Below are 17,777 nucleotides of genomic sequence, written 5' to 3'. Positions count from 1 at the left end.
AAATTTCACATGTAATATTTATCCGTTCAACTGCTTCGCGAATAGGCGCGAGATGTCCTTGAAGGCCTTGAATTCCAGGGCGTTGCCGGCCGGATCGTAAAAGAACATGGTATTTTGCTCGCCGGGCAGTCCCACGAAGCGGACGTAGGGCTCGATCTCGAATTTGACGTCCTGCCCGCGCAGTCGCTCGGCGAACTGCTCAAATTGCTCCCATTTCAGTACTACCCCGAAATGGGGGACGGGGACGTGCTTACCGTCGACTTCGTTGCGGTGGTCGGCCGCCTCCTTCTTGGGGGCTAGGTGGGCGACGAGCTGGTGTCCGAAGAGATCAAAGTCGATCCATTCCGAGTCCGTGCGGCCCTCGGGGCAGCCCAGGACGGTACCGTAAAAGTGGCGGGCGGCTTCGAGGTCGTCAACGGGGACGGCGAGGTGGAAAGGCTGCATAGGAAATGTGGGTTAGAGGGTGGTTGATTGGGAGGGGAAGATAGCCTGCCGCGCGGCAATCGCCAGACCTCACGGGCGCAGCTGACGGCTGAGTGCCCACAGGGCGATTCCGGCGCTTACCGCCACGTTAAGGCTGTGCTTGGTACCAAATTGCTCGATCTCGATGGTGCCGTGGGAGCGGTCGATTACGGATTGGTCAACCCCGTTCACTTCGTTACCTACCACCAGCGCGAGCGGCTGTGCCGTATCTACCCGGAAGGCGGAGAGCGCGGTGCTTCCGTGCGTTTGCTCCAGGCACTGCACCTGCGTACCCGCCGCCACGAGCCCCTCGACCAGCGTGCCGCAGTTTTCGTGGTGCGACCAGCTAACGGTCGACGTGGCCCCCAAAGCCGTCTTGAGGATATCCCGGTGGGGTGGGGTAGCGGTGATGCCGCAGAGGTAGACATGGCGGAGCGCAAACCCATCGGCCGTACGGAAAAGGCTACCGACGTTGTTCGCCGAGCGTATATCGTCCAGGATCAGCGAGAGCGAGATCTTCTCGGTGGCGGCAAACTCAACCGGCGACGGGCGGTCGAGCTCGGTCAGGCGCTTTTTGGTGCGTGGTGCGTCCATAGGTGCGCAAAAATAGAAACCCTCCGACGCGCGAAGACGGCGGAGGGTGTCTACAGTAGTACAGTACTAAAATTCTACGGTACCAAATCAGTTCCCCAGGTAATTCTTAAGCAGCTTGCTGCGGTTCGCACCGCGCAGTTTGTTGATGGCCTTATCCTTGATCTGACGGACGCGCTCGCGGGTGAGGCCGAACTTCTCGCCGATATCCTCGAGGCTCATGGGGTGCTCGACGCCGATGCCGTAGTATAGCTTGATGACGTCACACTGCCGCTCGGTAAGGGTGCCGAGGCTGCGGTCGATCTCGCGGCGCAGCGACTCCTTGTATTCCAGGGCGGAGTCGGTGCCGGGGGTAGCGGTGTTGGCCAGGACGTCGAGGAGGCTGTTGTCTTCGCCTTCGACGAAGGGGGCATCCATACTGACGTGGCGAGCGGCCACGCCGAGGGTGGTTTCCACCTCGTCGGCGTTGATCTCGAGCTGTTCGGCGAGTTCTTCGCTGCTGGGCTCACGCTCGAAGGTTTGCTCGAGCTGGCTGAAGGCCTTGTTGATCTTGTTCAGGCTACCCACTTTATTGAGGGGCAGGCGGACGATCCGGCTCTGTTCGGCGAGGGCCTGCAGGATAGACTGCCGGATCCACCAGACGGCGTAGGAAATAAATTTAAAACCGCGGGTCTCGTCGAAGCGCTGCGCGGCCTTAATGAGGCCGAGGTTTCCTTCGTTAATGAGGTCGGAGAGGCTGAGGCCCTGGTTCTGGTATTGCTTGGCTACGGAGACTACGAAGCGAAGGTTGGCCTTGGTCAGCTTCTCGAGTGCGATCTGATCACCCTGCTTGATCCGCTTGGCGAGATCGACTTCCTCTTCGGGGGTCAGCAGATCGACTTTACCGATTTCTTGCAGGTATTTTTCGAGCGACTGACTCTCGCGATTGGTAATCGACTTCGTTATCTTAAGCTGTCTCATTTAGGGGACGTTTTCTGAAATTGGCCGCAAAATTACGGGCTACACGGTTGTAAATCAAGCCCCGGGAGGCTCACTGGGGCATAACGAGTAATTAACACGTGAGAAAACAATAGGTTGGAAGGCGATAAACTTTTGGTAATCTCGCTTTATTTACCTTATTTGCCCGCTACCACTTTTGCCAACCGCCTGATATGGAACGAGTTAAGTTTACCTCGGAGTTTATCTTTCGTGCCTCCCCGAACATTGTCTACCAGTTTCTGACCGATCCGGCGTGCCTGACGCGGTGGTTCTGCGATGAAGTTGATATTAACGACAGCACCTACACCTTTGTTTGGAGCGGCGCCCCCGAGGCGGCGGAACTCATCGAGGACAGCGAGGGCGACATGGTGCGCTTCGCCTGGGAGGATGCCGACGACGAGGATGAGTACCTCGAGTTCAACATCACCAAGAGCCCCGTCACCGGCGAAACCATCGTCTACGTCACCGACTTTGCCGACGACGACGAGGTGGACGACCAGAAGGCGCTCTGGGAAACCCAGCTCACCCGCATGCGCGCCGAGATGGGCGGCTAGCCACACCACCGCTATATGATCAAGATCTACCTGGGTCTCAGTTTCGCGGGCCCCCTACTGCCCGAACCCGCCCCCGTGTCCGTGGACGAGTGTTACCTGGACTATCCCGGTCTTCTTCGTTACCTCGAGCAGTTCTACGCCCTGTCGCGCAACCCCGCCAACCGGGAGGCCCTGCGCACCGAGCAGTACCGGCAGGTGATCGATCGCCACCGGGAACTGGCCACCACGACCACGCCCTTCTACGCCGCGGCCTTCGCCGCCGACCATACCGCGACCGCCGAGGACCTCCTGGGCCGCCGCGACGAGTTGTTCGAAGCCGGCTACCGGCTTGCCGACGATGCCCCCGCCGGCACGCCCGAGCGCCTGGCCGTACTCCACGACCTCGAAGCGCTGCTGCTGGATGAAGGCCAGCAACTGGAGCTGTTGCCCGGCCCAGCGGACCGCCTCACGGCGCTGCTGGCCGCGCTTCCGGACCGACGGCACCCCCGGCTCGCCGTAATGGTGCACGAACCGGCGGACCTGCTGCCCCCCAGCCTGCTGCGGTTGCTGGACCGCCTGCGGGCGGGCGGCGACCGGGTGACCCACGTACCCCCGCCCGCCGCTCCCGATACCCGCACCGATCTGGGCCGGTGGCAGGAGAAACTGCAGGCCCTCCTGGCCCCCGATTCCGGGCAGCCCGCCGCCCGCCCGCTGCCCCTGCCGCTCTCCGGCGACGGCAGCCTCGTGGTACTACGCGCCGAGCGCGAGACACACATTGCCGCCTACCTGGCGCGGATGGTCCGCGACAATCCCGAATGGCGGCCGGGCGTACTGATGACCGTACGCAATCAGACCCTGGACACCGCCTTTACCACGGAGGGACTTCCCAGCATGGGTATATCCTCCACGAGCCTGGCCCGTCCCAGTCTGCAGGTCCTGAAGCTGGTCACCGCCTTCCTCTGGGAGCCGGTGGAGGTGCAGCGCATCATGGAGTTCGTCAGCCTCGTCACCAAGCCCCTGGAACGGCGGCTGGGGCAGCGGCTGGCCGTACATCTGGCGGATACGCCGGGGCTGTTCGGCAACCGGTGGGTGTACGCCGTAGAGCAGACCTTCCGGGAAATGGACGCCAATCCGAAAATCTCCCCGAACCGCGTCCGCAAGGCACGCGAGCAGTACGACTTTTGGTTCCGCCGCCGGCGCTACCAGCGCGAAGAGCGGGTACCGAAGGCGGAGGTGCGCGGGCTGTTCGTATTCCTGCGGAATTGGGCCCTGGAGGCCTACGAGGAAGATAAGGAGCAGACCGGCCTGCTGGTGCTCTCCGCCCAGGCCGAGCGCGCCACCGAGCTGCTGGACGCGCAACCCGAGGCCGACCTGAGTTACCTGGATATCGAACGCCTGGTCCGGACCGTTTACCAGCCGGCACCGACGCAATTCCTGCCCGCCGAGCGGGGGTCCTTGCCGGTGACCTTTGCACCCGCGTCCACCGCCCGCCTCCCCGGCAGCGGGCAGCCGGAACTCGGACGGCTGATCTGGTGGGATTTCGTAGAGAACGATCCTACCTACTTCTTCAGCCGCTACTACCCGGACGAGCTTGCCTTCTTGCGCGAACGCGGGTGCGGGGTGTACTCCCCGGAGCAACGAAACCGGCTGCAGCTCTGGCAAAACCTCCGCCCCCTATTGACTACGCGGGACCAACTGATCCTGTGCATCCCGCAACGGGTCGACGGTACGGAGATGGAGCCCCACGCCCTCATGGGGGACCTGGAGGCAGCCTTCCGCGAGGCGGACCTGCCCGCCATCACCGTAGACATCGACGCCGCCGGATCGCCCGCCGGGCTACTCGCCGACCTGCGGCTGCCGAAGTTTCGGCCGGTGCCCCTTCAGCTGCTGTCCACGCCCCGGCCGCACGTACGTATGGAGCGCCCCGCCGCCCTCGTGCCACGGGAACGGGAAACCCCCTCGTCGATGGACGACCTGCTGTACTACCCCCACAAGTGGGTATTCCGGCACCAGTTGAAGCTGCGCAAGGCTCCCCTGTTGTCGATCGCCAGCGAAAACCGCCTGCGGGGCAACCTCGGCCACCTCTTCGTCGAGCGGCTACTGGAGGAGATTTCCGCCGCGGATGCCCCCTTCACCCGGGACCAGGTATACCAGTGGATCGACCTCAATTCCCGCCGCCTGCTCCAGCAGGAAGGCGCCGTACTGCTCGAGTACGGACAGGAGCCGGAGCAGGTACAGTTTCTGCTTACCATCAAAAAATCCGCCTGGACGCTCGTCAACTTCATCCAGCAAAACGGCTGGTCCATCCGGGGATCGGAGGAAGAGCTGGAGGGCGGGCTCGGAAGCGAGGAGGGCCAGCTGATCCGGGGCCGGGCCGACCTGGTCCTGGAGCGTACGGCCGCGGACGGGGAATTGGAAACCGCCGTGGTCGACCTCAAATGGCGCGGCAAAAGCGTGTTCAGGACCCTGCTGATGAACGCCAGGGACATTCAGCTGGCGCTCTACGCCGACCTGCTCCAGCGGGCCGGTAGCGGGCGGGTGTTTACGGCGTACTACATCCTGCGCGATGCCGTGCTGATCACCCGCAACGAGCTGGCCTTCGCGGGCGCCCAGACCGTCACCTCCGCCGACGACCACACGGTAGTGCAGCGGGATACCCTTCGGAAGATCCTCAATACCCACGACTGGCGCTGGGAGCAATTGGGAGAAGGTCTGGTGGAAATTCGCTGCGCGGATACGAGTCCCGAACTTGACGATCTGTACGTGCACCTGCCGCACGACTCGCTGCTGGAAATGAAGACCGACGATGCCAGCTTCGACGATTACCGCAGCCTCATCGGGCTGGTGCGCTAGCCGACCGGTATTTCCATAAAGCTGCCGGTGGTCAGGTAGCGCATTACGTACACCAGGGCGATGCTGACGGCGAGACCGAACGACACCTTGCCCAGGTCACTGAAGATGTTGCGGAAGGCGGCCATCAGGTTTTTGCGGCCCGGGACCGTTTCAAGGTAGGCGACCGCGGCCCGGGCCACCATGACGACGGCCATCACAACGATCACCAGGTTGTTGATGTCGTCACGCAGGTAGACCACGTAGCCGATCAGTACCAGGATGAGGACGTTTAGCGCCATCCCGAGGTAGTAAGGGACAACGGCCCGGTCCCGGTCGCTCGGCTCTTCGTCCAGTTCCAGGCGGTACCGGATCGCGATCTCCCGGCCGGCCAGCAGGCCGAGGAAAACCCAGGTGGTGGACATCGGTACGTTGCTGAATTCCTTGAAGAACAGCAGGATGATGCCGTAAATAAAGTCGATGATGGTAGCCGAACGGATGTCGGTGGTATTCGTCTTGGCCTTCACGATCTTCTGGATGTTGCCACCCTTGCTGTAAAAGATCACCGCCAGCATCGTGAGCAGCACCACGAGGGAAGCCGAAATTTCCAGGATATGGAGCGAGCGGGGCAGGTACACGAAGATGTTGGCAAAATCCTGGATCAGCCACTGTCCCCAGAGGAAGCCAGTGGAGCCCCACTGTAGGATCGTCCAGAGGCGGGTCTCCTGCTCCTTGATGGGCTGGTTGATGAAGCGCTTGTCGAGCCAGCGCGTCACGAGTTGCCAGACGATGATCGCCGCGCAGAAGGCCAGGGCGTAGCCGAGGATGGACTTCATCGTCATGTCGATCAATCCCTTCGGCTTAAAGAACGTAAGGATCAGAAAGGAGGTGGACACCGGTATGCCGGTCCGCGTCAGGAGCATCAGGACCAGCGGGGGCAGTAGGTAGGGCCAGCCCATGTCCGCGACGTAGTTGTAGCTCTCCAGGCGTCCGTAGCTGACGTCGCCGTCGTAGGCCGACCAGCCGTAGAGTAGGGTGATGGCCAGGATGGTCCCGGCGAAGGCCCACAGCACGTACCAGGGTTTGTCTTCGTTCGATGAGAGGAAGGTACCCAGCGTCTGGATCGAGTCGTTACCGACAACGGCGTAGCCGGCCAGGATAAAGCCGGTCCACATGATAATCAGGGATGCATCCATACGGGAGGTCTGGGTGGGGTATAAGCGGAATTAACGATGCAAGTTCATAACAGGGTGTGAACTGTACGTTAACTCGCGCCCCGCGCCCGGCGGGTGCAGCGGCGGCGGCGCCTAAATGGCGAGGATGCTGGCCATGCGGATCAGTTCGTCGCGGGGGATCTTGTGAAGATTGATCGCATCGTCGAAGGGGTGGGCGGTAACCTCGCCGTTGACGATGCCCACGGCGATATTCTCCTCTCCGCCCAGCAGCAGTTCGACGGCGGCGAAGCCCAGGCGGCTGGCGAGCAGGCGGTCGGCGGCGGTCGGGGCACCGCCGCGTTGTAGGTGACCGATGACGGTGACCTTGGGCTCCATGCTGGCAAGTTCGTGCTGGATCTTTTCGGCGATTCCGGTGGCGCCGCCCATGGGGTGGCCTTCCGCGACGATGACGACGCTGAAGAGCTTGCCGCGGGCCTTGTTCTTCCGGAGGACGGACTTAAGGTCCTCCAGGTCGGTCTCCGCCTCGGGGATGAGCACGCTGCTGGCCCCCGAGCCGATGGCCGTGTAGAGGGCGATATAGCCGGAGTTGCGGCCCATCACTTCCACGAAGAAGAGGCGGTTGTGGCTGTCGGCCGTATCGCGGATCTTGTCCACGGCGTCGATGGCGGTATTGACCGCGGTATCGAAGCCGATGGTGTAATCCGTACCGTAGAGGTCGTTGTCGATGGTACCGGGAATGCCGATGAAGGGGATGTTGTACTCCTCGCTGAAGACCTTGGCGCCCGTGAAGGTGCCGTTGCCGCCGATGGCGATACAGGCGTCGATATCGTAGGCCCGCAGGTGCTCGTAGGCGGCGGCCCGTCCCTCGGGGGTCATGAAACGCTTGGAGCGGGCGGTGCGCAGCATGGTACCCCCCCGCTGGATGATATTGGCCACGTCGCGGCGCTCAAGCCGCTGGAAGTGCCCGTCGATCATACCTTCGTAGCCGCGTTCGATACCGTACACGTGCAACTTGTTCCAGGCGGCCGTGCGTACTACGGCCCGTAGGGCGGCATTCATGCCGGGGGCGTCTCCGCCCGAAGTGAAAACGGCGATGCGGCGAATGTCCTTTCTTTCCATAAGGGGGCTACTTGCCTGCGTGGTAATCGGCGAGGGCCTCGATCGGCTTGTGCACGAAGTGCCCGGCGACCATGTCCCGCTCGTGGAGCGCGGCCAGCAGGATGGATTTGAAGTGGAAGGCGATGCTGCCGATGAAGTGAATAGGAACGTCCAGGTGGCCCTTGTACTTACGTACGTGGCGGTCCAGGAATTCGGCGAAGCTATCGAATACGATTTTCTGGATCAGGGGATGCTGCTGGTGCTCCCCCATGAAGCGGGTAAAGCCGGCCAGGTAGGTATTGGGCATCTCCGATTCGTAGATGTTGTTGATGACCGTCATGCGGTCGATGCTGGTGAACCGCTCAAAGGCCGCATTGAGATCGGCGTCGAGCTCCCGGTAGAAGTAGGCGCGGAGGAAGGCCTTGCCCAGGTGGGAGCCGCTGCCCTCGTCGCCCAGCATGAATCCGAGGTTGGTCACGTTGTCGATCACCTCGGTGCCGTCGTAGAGGCAGGTGTTGCTGCCCGTTCCCAGGATGCACGAAATACCGGGATCGTTGCCGCAGGTAGCGCGGGCGGCACCGAGCAGGTCGTGCATGACGTCCACGGTGGCGTTGGGCCAGGCGTCGTTAATGCAGTCGAAGATCACCTGTTTGCGGCGCGAGTCCCAGCAGCCGGCACCGTAGTAGTGGACGGCCTCGACGCGGGCGTTCGGCAACAGGTCCTGCGAGAGCTTATTGACCTCTTTGTGCAGCAGCTCCGCCGGGTGCACGACCGGATTAAAGCCGCGGGTATTGACGTAGACGTGCTCGCCTTCCTCGCCGATCAGTACCCAGTCGGCCTTGGTAGATCCGGAATCAGCAACTAAAATCATGACGGAAATTTTGACCCCGCGAAGGTAGTGTAAAGTTAACACTAAGCGCTTGCGGCCTGCTCGGCAACCGGGAAGCCGAGAAGTAGTGTGATTTACAAACAAATTGTTGGTTATTAACCGAGGGTGTGTATCTTTGTGTCACGGCTACGGCCCCCTTACAGCAGGTTCCAACATATTGATGCCTTCACGTTAGAAATTCCTCCCGGATGCCTGCTTCCCCTGAATCCCCCCAACTCTCCGCCGTCGCCCAGCGCGCCGGCCAACTTATCGACGGTGCCCTGCGCTACAGCGTGGAGATCGTGCTGTTGCTCCTCATCGTTTACCTCTGCGTCACCCGCGGACTATTGGTAAGTGTCGACGTGCACGAGCCGGCGGAGGTACCGCTCCCCGCCGCCGCCGTGTCGGAAGCCGGTCTCGGTGGCTGGCTGTCGGCGGTAGGGCAACAGGTCGTTGCTACGGTCTTCTCGACGCGTGAAGCTCAGGTCATCCATGACCTCGCTCCGGCCCAGCCGGTCCACGAGTCCTTTACCGACGTGGCACGCACCGACGATCCCGCCCCCCACATCAGCAACCTGACCCTGGTGCTCAGCCCCGATTATGGAGAGCGCAAGGGATTGTCACCCGCCGTGATCGCCGCCAAGCGACGGCGCGTGCGCGACTACGTCAACCGCCACGCCGAAGCCGCGCGGCGCGAGATGCGTACCCACGGCGTACCCGCCAGTATCACCCTGGCCCAGGCGCTGTTGGAGAGCAATGCGGGCGACAGTAAGCTCGCAGTGAATTCCAACAATCACTTCGGCATCAAGTGCCGGAGCAAGTGCCTCGGCTGCACCTGCCGCAACTACGGCGACGATACCCGCTACGATATGTTTCGGGTATTTGATTCCGTTGGCGATTCGTTCCGGGAGCACAGCATCCTGCTCAACACGCCCCGCTACGCCCGCCTGCACACCTACGGAACCGATTACCGGAAATGGGCGCACGGCCTGCGGGCCTGTGGCTACGCTACCGACAAGCGGTACGCCCAGAAGCTGATCACGATCATCGAGAACCTCGAGCTCGACCGCTTCGACCGCGCCGGCGTCTGACTCCGCGGGTTTATAGGGGGTTTGATACATTTGGAGCTCATCGCCCCCCTTATGATTATTCTCCGTCGCGGCTGCCGCTGCCTGTTTTTCCTGCTATTCGTGCTGCCGGCCACTGCCTTCGCCCAACCGGCGGACCTTGGAAACTGGATGATCTATTTCGGTAATAAGGATCTCGGGGAGCGCTGGAACCTCCACCACGAAGTGCAGTACCGTAACTACAATGTTGTCGGTGACCTCGAGCAATTACTGCTCCGCACCGGTATCGGCTACGACCTCACCGACAACCTCAACGTGTTGCAGGGCTACGGCTATATCCTGTCCAAAAATTACGTGGGAGGGGCCACCGACAAGATCAGCGTGGAGGAACACCGGCTGTACCAGCAAGTGATCACGCGGCAGCGCGTGGGCCGCGTCGGCCTGCAGCACCGCTACCGGTTCGAGGAACGCTTCGTGGAGGGCAACTTCAACTTTCGCTTCCGCTATTTCCTGTCGCTCAACGTACCGCTGGGGACCGATCGGGAGACGAGCCGATTCTACTTGTCCGCCTACAATGAGGTGTTCGTTACCGCCACGGAGTCCCCCTTCGACCGCAACCGGCTCTACGGTGGCTTAGGCTACCAGGTTCGGCCTGGGCTGCGCTTCGAGGCGGGATACATGAACCAGTTCTTCGCCTTCGGCGGGCGCGACCAGCTCAACCTCATCACTTCGGTCAGTTTCTGACGCCGGCTCAGATGATCTCGATCTCCGACCGGGTCACATACCCCTGGCGGCCGTCGGGGAGCTGCACCTTCAGGTAGCGGTTCACGCGGTCCGTGATGCGCAGCTTGTGGCCCTGTAGCAACTCCGCTTCCACCGAGCCCTCTTCCGCGGGCGCTACCCGCAGGGAGGCATCCTCCACAAGCACCGCTTCGTCGGTCGATTGCAGGAAGGCGGACCGCGACCCTGCCAGTAAAAAGAGCGTCAGGCAAAGGACCGCGCAGACCCCCGCCCCGGGCAGCAGGGCAAACCGCCGCTTCTCTTCCATCTGCTGCCGGCGCAGAAACCACCATACGACGCCGCCCACCGCCAGCCACCAGCAGAGCAGGCTCAGGGCGTAGGCGACGTCGGTGCCGAGCCACGCCCCAACCCGCCGCCAGAGCTGTAGCAGGAAAAAGTCAGGCAACTCGGGCGTGGTGATCCCGGCGGACTCCCGTACGTACCGCAGGTTGTTTTTCAGGTCCCGATCTCCGGGGCGTAGCCGCAGTCCCCGTTCGTACGCCAGGATGGCGCGTCCGGGTTCGCCGGTTTCGAAGCGGGCGTTGCCCAGTGCGAGGAAAAATTCCGGGCTCACGGCGCCGCCTTCTAGGCTATCGAGAATCGCGGCTGCGCGTACGTAATCGCCCGCCCGCATCCGTTCTTCGGCACCGGCGAGCGAGAGGTCGTCCTGTGCTTGAAGCGACAGGCTCGAAAGAAAAAGGAGTACGGATAGCTTCCACATACTGCAAAAGTAATCACCCCTCCCCGGGTGCCACGAGCAGAATGTCCGCCGGCGGGCGGCTAACCCGCTCGCCGAAAAGATCTTCCAGCGTCTTTGGCTTGCGTTCGGGTTCCCACCGGAAGCCGTCCAACCGGAAGGTGCTGTGGTCCACGGCATTCATGGGGTCCAGGCGACCGGAGGGAGCACTGAGAAATTTGATACGGTGGACCCCGCCGTTCTCGAAGTACAGCACCATCGAGCTGCAGGCCGATTTATTTACCCCTATGTAGGCGTCGACCTCGTCCTGGGCGTAGTATATCGCTTCGGCATTACCGGTCACTTCGGTGCGTTCGAGCTGACTGCTGTCGAAGAAGGCCACGATCTGCCGGCCCCGTACCTGGTTGAAGAAGATCAGGTCCGGCGATGTAACCACCAGTGCATTCCTTCGCAGCACCACCCGGTCCGGCGAATCGTTGCGGATATAGAGGTCGATGGTGTCGGCCGTCAGCTGGCTGGTGTCCTGCCAGAGGATCGGGTTCTGGTAGAGCGTGAGTACGCTGTCGACGGTGTTAAAGCCCAGGGAATCGGCCACCGCCTGTATGTCGGACTTCAGGATGCGCACGTCGTGGTACGCGGCTAGGTAGCGGATGGTGTCGCCCGAGGCGTCCACGGAGTCGGACCGTACGGAAAGCAGGGTGTCGGCGGCCATGTAAAGCGTATCCTGTTCGAGCAGGGTGGTGAGCAGGGCGCGACCGCGCTCTCCGCCGTACGCTTTCAGGTAACCGGTCGTCTGGCTGTAGTCGGCCTCGCCCGCCTCGATCCGCAAATCGGCGGAGGTGTCCTGCCAAACGATATTTCCGATGGCGCGGCCCAGGCCGGTGGCCTCGTCGGAGTACATCCGGTCGGCTACCATAAGCATCGGAGGATTAGAAACCTGCGGTCGACCGCCGCTCACGGCGTACGATTCAGTTGCGGCATTGTAATCGATGGTGTCGCCCCTGACCGTCTGGGCGGAGTCTATCACCGTCGCGTTGCCCTCCAGCCGGTACCGGTCGAGGGCGCGAAAGTAATCGATGCGGTCGGCCGTCGCGCGCTGAAATTCTCCCTCGGCCACGTAGGCGTCCCCCCGCAGCACGTAGCGCTCGTCCTGTCCGAAGTACTGGATCGAGTCGGCCGCGGCCAGCCGTTCGCCGCTGCGGTACTGGGCGTTTTGCCGGAAGACGGCCCGGTCCAGTGCCACGTCGTAGTAGCCGGCCTCGCAGTATATGGTGTGGGTATCGCTGCGGATGACGGTGGGTCCCAGGAAGTGTACAATCTCGTTGCCCAGGTCGTAGCGCAGCGTATCCGCGCGCATCTCGAAGCGGTCGTCCACCACCACCACGCTGTCACGAAAGTAGACGTTGCGGTCCTCGGCGTAGTAGTAGCCGTGGGTACTGCTCAGCTCGGTCGTCCCGTTGGTGACCCGCCCGCCGGTGTGGTAGGTGGCCAGCTTGGTACTCAGGTCGTAGTCCAGCGCGTCGGTGAATAGCTCCGTTTGTCCGCGTTTCAGGACCACGTCCGTCCGCAACTTGGCCAGCAGGGTTTCGGCGTTGTAGTCGAGGTACTCCGAGAAGGCGGCAATGCTGTCGCCCTGTTGGATGGTCACGTTCTCGTAGGCGTACACTTGTACTTCCCTGACCAGTTCGGCGCTGTCGCAGTACATGAAGATACTGTCCTGGCTCAGCTCTACCTCCCCGATCAGCCGCTGCGCCGTGCCCTGCTGCAGGAAGCGCAGTTCGTTGGCGTGGTCGATGCTCACCGTCTCCCGCTCCACCGGGTCGGGGCGGACCTGGCCGTAGCCGGAGGCCGTGGCCATCAGCAAAAGAAGCAGGAAAGAGAAGCGCAGGATCATAGGGGACGCAAAGGTAACACGCGGGGTCGGCTGGGAAACGACGCGCCACGCCCGGACGCGGACCCATCCTGTCCCTTTAACGGGCCGTTAACGCACCCGCGCCGGACGGTTTGCCTATACCTCCAGGCGGAGCCCGTCGTAGCCTACTTCGACCCCGTCGGGCAGGCTCTCGTTAAACTCGGCGTGCGGCCCCAGCCGGTGACTCAGGTGAAAGAGTACCGCCCGCCGCGGCTGCAACCGCGCGACGTAGGCCAGCGTCTCTTCCACTGAGAGGTGGCTGTGCGTCCCGTGGTAATTGAGGCAGGAAATGATCAGCGTATCCAGGCCGGTCAGGGCGTCCAGGGTAGCGTCGGGCAGGGTCTTTACGTCCGTCAGGTAGGCCAGGCCGCCCACGCGGAACCCCAGGATCGGCAGTTTTCCGTGGTTGACCCGCAGCAGGTGCAGCTGCTTGCCCCCGAAGGGCAGGGTGGTACCGAAGTCGACGGGGCGCACGTCCAGTTTCGGCACCCCCGGGTAGTTGGTGAAGGCGTAGGCGAACCGCTCGCGCAGCTCGGTGGCCACGCGGTCCAGGCAGTACACCGGCATATCCATCTGCTGCATAAAACAGAAGGGGCGCACGTCGTCGATGCCGGCGGTGTGGTCGTTGTGCTCGTGGGTGAGCAAGATGCCGTCCAGCCGTTCCACCCGTGCACCCAGCATCTGGGTACGGAAATCGGGGCCGGCGTCGATACTTAGCCGCTCCTCTCCGGCGCACAGCACGGCGCTCGTCCGGAGGCGTTGGTCGCGTGGATCCGTAGAGGTGCAGGCCGCGCAGTGGCAGCCGATAACCGGTACCCCCTGGGAGGTGGCCGTTCCGAGCAGCTGCAAGTACATGGCTACCGCTTCTCCTCCCACGCCCAGGCGGTGCGCATGATGTCGTCGACGTCGTACTGCGGCTCCCAGCCGAGTTCCTGGCTGGCCTTGGTCCGGTCTGCGTACACGGCTACTACGTCTCCCGCCCGGCGCGGGCCGACCTCGTAGTTAAGCGACTTGCCGCTCACCCGCTCGAAGGCATGGATCACTTCGAGTACGGTGAGCCCCTCGCCGATGCCGAGGTTGAAGAGGCTGGGGTTTTCGGTGCTGCGCCCCTCCATCAGGAACTGGAGCGCCAGCGTGTGGGCGTGGGCCAGGTCGGAAACGTGGATGTAGTCGCGTACGGCGCTCCCGTCGCGGGTATCGTAATCGCTACCGAATACGGTAAGTTTTTCCCGCTTTCCGGCCCCTACCTCGGTGATGACGGGCACCAGGTTGCTGGCGGGGTTGGCGGCGTCCTCGCCGATCCGGCCGCTGGGGTGTGCCCCGGCCGGGTTGAAGTAGCGGAGCAGTACAGCCTGGAAGTCGGTATGCTTGGCGCAGAAATCGTACAGGATGTCCTCGCCCATCTGCTTGGTGCGGGCGTAGGGGCTCTCGGCCGGCTTCCGGGGGGTCGATTCGCGCACGGGCAACTCGTCGGCGTTGCCGTACACCGAGCAGCTCGAGGAGAAGACCAGGTTGCTGCTTCCCTGCCGCCGCAGTCCGTCGATCACGTTGAGCAGGCTGTTCAGGTTGTTCCGGAAGTATTCCAGGGGCTTGTCGACGCTTTCGCCCACGGCTTTGTAGGCGGCGAAGTGGATGGCCCCGTCGAACTGGTGCTTTTCGAAGAGCTTGGCGGTCGCTTCGGCGTCCGCGAGGTCTACCGTATGGTTGACCACCCGTACGCCCGTGATCGCCTCGATGCCGTCAAGTACGCCGGCCTTGCTGTTGTGGTAATTATCGGCGCTCACTACGTCGAAGCCGTTCTCGATCAGGTCGACGACCGTGTGACTGCCGATATAGCCGGTTCCGCCGGCCACCAGAATTTTTCCTTTGCTCATGGGTGATGGTTAGTCGTGGGTAAGTTTGATGTCTTCGGGGTCGATCCGGATGCCCATGCGGGCCATCAGGGCGGTAGCGTTGAAGCTACGGCTTACCCCGCGGTGTAGTTTATAGTCGAAGACCAGCTCCCCGTCCCGGGTCTGTACTTCCATCGCGTAGTTCTCCACGCGGCCGGCTTCCGGACCGCCCTCGTGTTCCAGTACGGCCAGGTCAAGGTCGTGGGTGGCGATGATGCCGGCGCCCCGCTCGTGGATGAGCTGCCGGATCAGCGCCCGCGAGCCCGTGTGCCGGTCACGGCTGTTGGTCCCCTTCAGGATCTCGTCGAGCAGGAAGAATACGCGCTGTTCCGGGTCGGCGACGGCCTCGATGATGGCCTTGAGGCGCTTGAGCTCCGCGTAAAAGCTGGACGTGCTTTCGCTCAGGTCGTCGTGGGTGCGCATGGATGTCCACACCTGCAGGGCGGCGGTGCGCAGGTGCCGGGCACACACGGGGCCGCCGGCCCGGGCCAGGACCAGGTTGGTGCCCACGGTACGTAGCCAGGTCGATTTGCCGGCCATGTTGCTGCCGGTCACCAGGTGGATGTGGCCGTCGGTGCGCATATGGATATCGTTCGTCACCCGTACGCCGGGTGCCAGCAGGGGGTGGCCCAGGGCCTCTCCTTCCAGGACGGGCTCTTCGGTCAGTTCCGCCTCCGTCCACTCCGGCCGGTTGAAGCGGAGGGTCGCCCACGATATCCGGGCGTCGGCCGCGGCGAGCTCGTCGAACCAACAGCGCAGGTCGCCCCGGTGAGTTTCCCGCCACCGATCCAGGAGGTAGAGCCACTGCACACTCCACAGTCCCGTTATTTCCAGCAGGAATACGAACGGGTTATACCGAACGTCGAGCTGGCTGGCGTAGTAGGCCAGCCGGTCGATGGCCGGGGCCGCCGCGCCGTCATTGGCCGGATAGCGGCTTTCCAGGTGGCGGAACAGGGCCGCGTAGCCGGTGAGTAAGCGGCCGGCGTTGGCGGTGTAGGTATGTTCCGCGGTGGCGGTTTCGGCATAGCGGCGCAGCACCACGAAGGCCGGTACGAGGAACAGCAGCCCCACCTGCCACGGTTGCTGGGTGAAACACCACCACCCCGCGATCAGCGCCAGGGGTACGGCGGCCCAACGCATAAGCCGCGGCAGGCTTCCGGTGATCACCGGGGGCCGGTCCACCCAGTCGAGCAGCCGCCGCGCGTAGTCGGGGTCGTCGGCCAGCCCGTGGCCGAGTTGCCGGAAGGTGAGGCACCAGTCCGGGTCGCCGACGAGTTCCCGGGCGGCCGTACGGCGGGTGGCCGCGGCCCCGGGCGCGGCGGGGAAGAGCAGGTGATCGGCCAGCCGCCGTCCGCCGATGGCGGTCACCGTGCGGTTGAGGAACTGGTACAGGGAAAAGGAGCCGAACAGGTCGAGATCGGTAGCGTAGGGGTGCATGGGGTCCGCGTACTGCCGGCCGTCGGGCCAGTGGGCGAAGTCGTGCTGCAAGCCACGGATCTCAGCTTCCGCGAGTTCGTACCGCACCTGCGCGCCGTCCGCCCGCTGTCCGATGCGGTGGTGGGCGCGTACGCCCCAGGCCACCGCGGGCACGATCAGCAGGGTAGCGAGCAACCCGGGCCACGCCCCCAGCGACCAGGCTACGATGAGTGCCGCTACCGCTCCGAAGAAAACAACGAGGCGCACGATCGCCAGGCGGTCGTAGCGCTGTCGCAGCGCCCAGGCGAGGGCGGCCTGATCGGCCGATACGCGCCGGTAGTAGGGTAGGGGAGCTTCCACGGTGCAAAGATGGGAATTCCAGCGGCGACGGGCCCGTTTTCCGTACCTTGGCAACGCAAAAACTGCCGTCCATGCACGTCATTCAGGTCGCTACGCCCTTCAGCACCGGTACCGGTACCTACCTGCCCGGCCCCGGACTGGTGGTGACCAACGAACACGTGGTGCGGGACAATGCCCTGGTAGTAATCGGCCGGGAAGGGGTGGAGGAGCAGCTGGTACCCGTGGTTTACCTGGATCCCGTTTACGATCTCGCGTTTCTCCAGTTACCGGAAGCGATCGACTTTGCCGACCTCAATCTGGTAGACCACCTTCCGGCCCCGGAGACTGAAGTGATCTCGGTCGGACAGCACTTCGGAGAGCATCGGCGTACGGCCCGCGGACGAATTCTCGAGACCGACCGCGAACGCCACGGCGTCCGCTACCTGGTCCACGATGCCCGCGATGGCAATACCCTCTGCGGCAGCGGCCTCTACGATACCGCCGGCGGGCTGCTGGGGATCAACATGCAGGACGCGCCGGAAGGGGACGACCGGAGCCTGGCGCTGCCTTCCGTTACCCTCCTCACCGTGCTGGCGGAGTTCAGTGCCGGCGGCGGCACCCCGGCAGCGCGCTGCCTCGACTGCCGAAGCATCACCTTCGAAACCCCCGGGCAACGCCCGCAGGGCCGGTGCCCGCACTGCGGCGCCGACCTGACGCTTCCCTCGATGGTAGAGGATCCGGCCCCGGTGGGCGTAAGCGCCACCATCGAGGAGATCATCCGGGTGGGCGGTCACGATCCCCGGCTGGCGCGTCGCGGGCCGAATCTCTGGAACATTACCCGGGGCAGTGCCACCATCCAACTGGCCTACCACGAGGAGAGCGGGCTGGTGACCGGCGATGCCTACCTCTGCCAAGTACCGGAGGCGCCTTCCGCAGACCTTTTTGCCTATTTACTGCGGGAGAATGCCACGCTGCGGCAGCTGAGTTTTTCCACGTACGGGCGCGACATCATCCTGAGCCTCCTGATCTACGACCGCTACCTGACGGTCGACACCGCCCTGCCGCGCTTCGAGTACCTGTTCGCCCAGGCCGATGCCTACGATAACGTATTGGTGGAGCAGTACGGCGCGGGCTGGTAGG

16 protein-coding genes are annotated in these 17,777 nt (G+C 63.3%); 5 read left to right on the top strand and 11 right to left on the bottom strand.

The features are described 5' to 3' along the window. Positions 1-18 precede the first annotated feature (18 nt). The 3 genes from DQG19_RS03950 to DQG19_RS03940 form a co-directional block, all read right to left on the bottom strand. Positions 19-444, bottom strand: coding sequence for a VOC family protein (locus DQG19_RS03950; RefSeq protein WP_116124892.1), 426 nt, complete (start codon positions 442-444; stop codon positions 19-21). Between the two features lie 69 nt (positions 445-513). Beyond that, complete coding sequence (locus DQG19_RS03945; protein WP_116124891.1) at positions 514-1,056, bottom strand: TrmH family RNA methyltransferase; 543 nt, start codon at positions 1,054-1,056, stop codon at positions 514-516. Between the two features lie 87 nt (positions 1,057-1,143). Beyond that, a complete protein-coding gene (locus tag DQG19_RS03940) occupies positions 1,144-2,013 on the bottom strand; it encodes an RNA polymerase sigma factor RpoD/SigA (RefSeq protein ID WP_099104997.1) in 870 nt (289 codons plus the stop codon). Between the two features lie 191 nt (positions 2,014-2,204). Between DQG19_RS03940 and DQG19_RS03935 the strand changes: the two genes are divergently transcribed. Both DQG19_RS03935 and DQG19_RS03930 read left to right on the top strand, forming a co-directional pair. Continuing rightward, positions 2,205-2,585, top strand: coding sequence for an START-like domain-containing protein (locus tag DQG19_RS03935; RefSeq protein ID WP_116124890.1), 381 nt, complete (start codon positions 2,205-2,207; stop codon positions 2,583-2,585). Between the two features lie 15 nt (positions 2,586-2,600). Next, on the top strand, positions 2,601-5,417 hold the full coding sequence (locus DQG19_RS03930) for a PD-(D/E)XK nuclease family protein (protein ID WP_116124889.1): 2,817 nt from the start codon (positions 2,601-2,603) through the stop codon (positions 5,415-5,417). On the opposite strand, the gene DQG19_RS03925 is transcribed toward DQG19_RS03930, so the two are convergent. The 3 genes from DQG19_RS03925 to DQG19_RS03915 form a co-directional block, all read right to left on the bottom strand. Further along, positions 5,414-6,589: a hypothetical protein gene (locus tag DQG19_RS03925; RefSeq protein ID WP_232826436.1), complete on the bottom strand. Its 1,176-nt coding sequence runs from the start codon at positions 6,587-6,589 to the stop codon at positions 5,414-5,416. The two genes, DQG19_RS03930 and DQG19_RS03925, sit on opposite strands and share 4 nt — an antisense overlap. Positions 6,590-6,700: 111 nt before the next feature. Further along, the gene (gene pfkA / locus DQG19_RS03920; protein WP_198661643.1) at positions 6,701-7,687 is read right to left on the bottom strand and encodes a 6-phosphofructokinase; all 987 of its coding nucleotides are present in this window, start codon (positions 7,685-7,687) and stop codon (positions 6,701-6,703) included. 7 nt (positions 7,688-7,694) lie between these two features. Continuing rightward, a complete protein-coding gene (locus DQG19_RS03915) occupies positions 7,695-8,537 on the bottom strand; it encodes a hypothetical protein (RefSeq protein WP_116124888.1) in 843 nt (280 codons plus the stop codon). 206 nt (positions 8,538-8,743) lie between these two features. Between DQG19_RS03915 and DQG19_RS03910 the strand changes: the two genes are divergently transcribed. Beyond that, positions 8,744-9,625: a glycoside hydrolase family 73 protein gene (locus tag DQG19_RS03910; RefSeq protein WP_116124887.1), complete on the top strand. Its 882-nt coding sequence runs from the start codon at positions 8,744-8,746 to the stop codon at positions 9,623-9,625. A gap of 51 nt (positions 9,626-9,676) precedes the next feature. Then, on the top strand, positions 9,677-10,345 hold the full coding sequence (locus tag DQG19_RS03905; RefSeq protein WP_116124886.1) for a DUF2490 domain-containing protein: 669 nt from the start codon (positions 9,677-9,679) through the stop codon (positions 10,343-10,345). Between the two features lie 7 nt (positions 10,346-10,352). Here DQG19_RS03905 and DQG19_RS03900 read toward each other — a convergent pair whose 3' ends face one another. The 5 genes from DQG19_RS03900 to DQG19_RS03880 form a co-directional block, all read right to left on the bottom strand. Next, positions 10,353-11,102, bottom strand: coding sequence for an SH3 domain-containing protein (locus DQG19_RS03900; protein WP_116124885.1), 750 nt, complete (start codon positions 11,100-11,102; stop codon positions 10,353-10,355). Positions 11,103-11,115: 13 nt separating this feature from the next. After that, complete coding sequence (locus DQG19_RS03895) at positions 11,116-12,972, bottom strand: OstA-like protein (RefSeq protein WP_116124884.1); 1,857 nt, start codon at positions 12,970-12,972, stop codon at positions 11,116-11,118. Positions 12,973-13,086: 114 nt separating this feature from the next. Further along, positions 13,087-13,845 (bottom strand): MBL fold metallo-hydrolase, encoded by a 759-nt coding sequence (locus DQG19_RS03890; RefSeq protein WP_116124883.1) that lies wholly within the window; start codon positions 13,843-13,845, stop codon positions 13,087-13,089. Positions 13,846-13,847: 2 nt separating this feature from the next. After that, complete coding sequence (galE, locus tag DQG19_RS03885; protein ID WP_116124882.1) at positions 13,848-14,864, bottom strand: UDP-glucose 4-epimerase GalE; 1,017 nt, start codon at positions 14,862-14,864, stop codon at positions 13,848-13,850. Between the two features lie 9 nt (positions 14,865-14,873). After that, complete coding sequence (locus DQG19_RS03880; protein WP_116124881.1) at positions 14,874-16,658, bottom strand: MutS-related protein; 1,785 nt, start codon at positions 16,656-16,658, stop codon at positions 14,874-14,876. A 71-nt stretch (positions 16,659-16,729) separates the two neighbouring features. Between DQG19_RS03880 and DQG19_RS03875 the strand changes: the two genes are divergently transcribed. After that, entirely contained in the window at positions 16,730-17,776 is a 1,047-nt protein-coding gene (locus DQG19_RS03875) for a trypsin-like peptidase domain-containing protein (RefSeq protein ID WP_116124880.1), read from the top strand. Position 17,777 lies beyond the last annotated feature (1 nt).

Source organism: Lewinella sp. IMCC34183 (assembly GCF_003390915.1).
Classification (GTDB): Bacteria; Bacteroidota; Bacteroidia; order Chitinophagales; family Saprospiraceae; genus Neolewinella.
This window is presented reverse-complemented; position numbering and strand designations above follow the sequence as displayed.